3 protein-coding genes are annotated in these 3,081 nt (G+C 71.4%); 2 read left to right on the top strand and 1 reads right to left on the bottom strand.

Annotation, left to right across the window (positions count from 1 at the left end; all coding sequences use genetic code 11):
• Positions 1 to 141: 141 nt before the first annotated feature.
• Positions 142 to 648, top strand: coding sequence for a DoxX family protein (locus tag ACFE86_RS22055; RefSeq protein WP_375457448.1), 507 nt, complete (start codon positions 142 to 144; stop codon positions 646 to 648).
• On the opposite strand, the gene ACFE86_RS22060 is transcribed toward ACFE86_RS22055, so the two are convergent.
• Positions 645 to 2,066, bottom strand: a complete 1,422-nt coding sequence (locus ACFE86_RS22060) for an MFS transporter (protein WP_375457449.1) — start codon at positions 2,064 to 2,066, stop codon at positions 645 to 647. The genes ACFE86_RS22055 and ACFE86_RS22060 overlap by 4 nt on opposite strands.
• 214 nt (positions 2,067 to 2,280) lie before the next feature.
• On the opposite strand from ACFE86_RS22060, the gene ACFE86_RS22065 reads away from it, so the two are divergent.
• A partial coding sequence (locus tag ACFE86_RS22065) for an IMP dehydrogenase (RefSeq protein ID WP_375457450.1) occupies positions 2,281 to 3,081 on the top strand: 801 nt, incomplete at its 3' end.

The raw sequence follows: 3,081 nt of genomic DNA on the forward strand, positions 1-3,081 counted from the left end.
CGCTCGGCGTCGTCGCCTGGACCGAGCGCGGGCGCCTGTTCCGCGGCGGCGTCTCGGGTTGACGACGCGCACCGCTTAACCCGGTCTTCAGCGGCGCGGGGCGAGGGTCGGGTTCGCGTCCCAGCCCACCGGAGTCCAGCCGTGATCGCCCGAGCCCAGGACGGATTGCTCCTCGCCGCGCGCCTGCTCCTGGCCGCCGCGCTCCTGCCGACGGGGATCGCCCGCGCGCTCAACGTCTCGGGCTTCGCCCTCACGCTCGCGGGCTCGGGGGTGCCGGCCCCGAACGCGGTCGCGACGTTGGCGGTGATCGTGCAGGTGTTCGGACCGCTCGCCCTGATCCTCGGCGTCCTGCCGCGGCTCACCGGCCTCGCGCTCGCGGGCTTCGCCGCGGCGACGGCGCTGGTGCTGCACGCGTTCTGGCTGTTCTCGGGCCCCGCCGCGGTCAGTGAGCGCACGCTGATGCTGGCCGATCTCGGCCTCGCCGGCGGCTTCCTGATCTATGCGCTGGCAGGACCCGGCGCCTGGAGCTGGCAGGGCTGGCGCAGGAGCTCGTCCCCGCGGCCGGCGGCGAAGGCGGCCGCCAGGTCGGGCGGCTCGAAAGCGAGCGCGAACGCCAACCGGCCGAAGCGGACCGCACGCGCAGCCTAATTCCCCTCCGGCGCCGCGCTCGGCTTCAGGGTCGCGACCATCTTGCCCGACACTTCGGCGCCGGCATCGAGCGTCAGTTGCCGGAACGCGAAGACCGAGGCCGCCGAGATCAGCGCCACCGCGAGGAAGGCCGGCCCGAAATCGGCCGCCTCGATCGCGCCGCGCCCGTGCCATTCGGCGGCGCCCTCCAGCGCCAGGGCACCGAGGGTGACGCCGAGACTGAGCGAGATCTGCTGCGCGACGCTGGCGAGGCTGGTGCCCGCGCTCATCTCGCGAGTCTCGAGGTCGGCGTAGGCGATCGCGTTGACGCAGGTGAACTGCACCGAGCGCAGGCAGCCGCCGAGGAACAGGACGGCGATCATCAGCCCGTGCGGCGTGTCGGCCGTGTAGAGGCCGTTGACCGCCAGGAAGAGCGCCGCGAGCACGGCGTTTGCGACCATCACCGGCCGGAAGCCGTAGCGGCGCAAAATCCTCGGGCCGATCGTCTTCACGAACATCGCGCCGGCGGCCGCCGCGAAGGTGATCAGCCCCGATCGCAGCGGATCGAGGCCGAAGCCGACCTGGAGCATCAGCGGCAGCAGGAACGGGATCGCCCCGGTGCCGATACGGAAGAGGCTGCCGCCGATCACCGCGATGCGGAAGGTCGGATGCCGCATCAGGTCGAGGCGCAGGACCGGATGCGCGACGCCGCGCGCGTGCCGGACGTAGAGCGCGAGCAGCAGCGCACCGGTGCCGAGGCAGGTCCAGGACAGCCAGGCCGGCAGCAGGTGGCGCCCGGTGGAGGCGAGCCCGAGCATCAGGCTCGCGAGGCCGGGGCCCAGCATCGCGAAGCCGACGAGATCGAGCGGCGGGCGCTCCGGCTCGCGGACATCCTCGAAGAACAGGCTCGCGAGCACGATGCCGGCGATGCCGATCGGGATGTTGATGAGGAAGATCCAGCGCCAGTCGAACCACGTCGTGATCAGGCCGCCGAGCGGCGGGCCGAGGATCGGGCCGATCAGCGCCGGGATCGTCAGGTAGGCCAGCGCCGTGACGAGCTCCGATTTCGGCACGCTGCGCAGGATCACCAGCCGGCCGACCGGCACCATCATCGCCCCGCCGAGCCCCTGCAGGAACCGCGCGGCGACGAACCCGGCGAGCCCGTTCGAGACGGCGCAGGCGATCGAGCCCGCCATGAACACCCCGAGGGCCGCGCGGAACACCGTGCGGGCGCCGTAGCGGTCGGCCATCCAGCCGCTGATCGGGATGAAGATCGCCAGGCTCACGAGGTAGGCGGTGAGCGCGAGCTTCAGCGCGATCGGGTCCTCGCCGAGACTGTCGGCGATCGTCGGCAGCGCCGTGGCGATCACCGTGGAGTCGGTGTTCTCCATGAACAGGGCGGTGGCGACGACGAGGGGAACGATCCGGGAGCGGTGCATCGGGCAGGAGAAGCGGTTTGACCGCCCGGCGGTTGCACCGGCCGCGCCGCCGATGGCCATGCGCGGCGCGCAACGGGCCCGCGCGGTGTTTTCCCATGCAGCGCCGGCGTGTCGCCTTTGCGGGCACCGTCGCGCATGATACTGGCCCGTGCCAACCCGTTCCATGCCGTGCCCGTGTCGTTCCGGTCCGGCAGCCCCTCAGGACCGTTGGCTCATGGCCCGTATCAGCACCGCCTCGATCATCGAGGGCCTCACCTTCGACGACGTCCTCCTGCGGCCGGCCGCCTCCTCGGTGATGCCGACCGAGGTGAGCATCGCGACGCGGCTGACCCGGACCATCACCCTCAACCTGCCGATCCTGGCGTCTGCCATGGACACGGTCACCGAGGCGCCGATGGCCATCGCCATGGCCTCGAACGGGGGCCTGGGCGTGATCCACCGCAATCTCGAGCCGGCGAGCCAAGCCGAGCAGGTGCGGCTCGTCAAGAAGTACGAGTCGGGCATGGTGCTCAACCCGATCACCATCCACCCCGACGAGACGCTGGCCGACGCCTTCGAGGTGATGAAGACGAACCGCATCTCCGGCATCCCGGTGGTGGAGCGCGGCCCCAACGGCTCGCGGGGCAAGCTCGTCGGCATCCTGACCAACCGCGACGTGCGCTTCGCGACGCACCCGGCGCAGGCCGTCTCCGAACTGATGACCCGCGACCGGCTCATCACCGTGCGCGAGGGCGTGACGCAGGACGAGGCCAAGCACCTGCTGCACCAGTTCCGCATCGAGAAGCTGCTCGTGGTCGACGACCACTACCGCTGCATCGGGCTCATCACCGTCAAGGACATCGAGAAGCGGGTCACCTACCCGAACGCGGTCAAGGACGAGCAGGGTCGGCTGCGGGTGGCGGCGGCCACCACCACCGGCGATGCCGGCTTCGAGCGGGCCGAGCGCCTGATCGACGCCGGCTGCGACGTGATCGTCGTCGACACCGCCCACGGCCACTCGATCAAGGTGCTCGAC

Origin of the sequence: uncultured Methylobacterium sp. (assembly GCF_964244095.1) — a bacterium.
Taxonomy (GTDB): Bacteria; Pseudomonadota; Alphaproteobacteria; order Rhizobiales; family Beijerinckiaceae; genus Methylobacterium.